Annotated in this window: 1 protein-coding gene; it reads right to left on the minus strand. The window is 57.3% G+C overall.

The genetic code is table 11. The annotated features are described in order from the left end of the window. On the minus strand, positions 1–942 hold a 942-nt coding region (locus AB0D94_RS37845; protein WP_362062538.1), incomplete at its 3' end, for an ATP-binding protein. Positions 943–1237 lie beyond the last annotated feature (295 nt).

Consider the following 1237-nt stretch of genomic DNA (forward strand, 5'->3'; position numbering starts at 1 on the left):
CAAATGCAGGTCGGAAGACAACCCCTCCAAAGTCTCAACAGAGTGGCGGTCAACAGCTAACACAATCACATCCTTGTGCTCCGCCGATAGCTGACGCGCAAGAGAGATCAGAACGCCGCTCTTGCCAGCGCCTGGCTCTCCGGTAATGAGTAAAGGGCCCGCTTTCGCCGCGCGTAATACGGCGTCTTGGCAGTCTCTATCTATGCCGATCGAGGAGCCGTCGCCGCCATTGACGACTTCATAGCCCGCCAACGCATCCATCGCCCTAGCCGACTGTTGACGCAATCGATCTATGTCCGAGCGATAGTCCGGATGGGATGCCAACCGAGCGCCTCGCGACAGGAGGTCTCGGCGTAGCATCGCCACGTCCGCTCCTCCGCGCCTGGTCATCATTTCGCCTGCAGCTTGCGTCAGCAGATCCACTAGCGGAACCGCATCTCTCGCCTCAATTACCGCAGGCGCAAGGCTTTGAGCAACTCCAGCCACATCCAAATCGATCGTAACTATCGAAAACAGACTGGAGATTCTCGATAGGACATCGGCACCGATTGGTTGCGCGGTCAGGTCAGACCAAATGGCCTGAACGCAATCCTCGTAGACTTGATACGCGCGACTTTGTCTCTGCGTCAACACCTGCGCGCCGGGGTTTTGTTGAGTTTTGATAGCAGCAGGGAGGTCTATCCGAAGGCTTTCCGGTGCCCTGGGGGTAACGGCTAGCACGAGCCTATCTTTGGCTGGATCCAATGGACGGTTCCACTCAAGACTGCCGTCTCCGCTGTGGCATGTGAGCCAATGCTTGATGACCTGCTTGATAACTTGCGCGAAAGGCTGATCCGAATTGGTAGTGAGCGAAAGGCTAGTCTTGGCTTGTATCGCGATAAACCCTCCCGCCGATGTCTTCGCGAGGATGTCGTCGACCGGCGCCTCCGTCTCGAAGCGCACCCAATCCACGCTGACAGGCGGCAATCCAAGGGAGGAGATGACTGTCGCTCGCGTAAGCATCCAACTGCCGATGAGTGCCCCCACCTGCTGCTGAAAAATTATTCCTGCGCTAGTGGCTGCCCCCCCTCCGCTCGCAGACCGAGTGCTAGTTTTTTGGCTTGATTTGGGCACGGCAGATCAGCTTCTGATTTGATGACGTAAGAATAGTGACTAATCGGGTAGCTAGCTATATGCCCACGGCGGCCCCGTTTCACGCACCACTCCACGTGGGCGCGCGCCATTTCTGGTTGCAGCG

Source organism: Streptomyces sp. NPDC048255 (genome assembly GCF_040652415.1).
GTDB lineage: Bacteria > Actinomycetota > Actinomycetes > Streptomycetales > Streptomycetaceae > Streptomyces.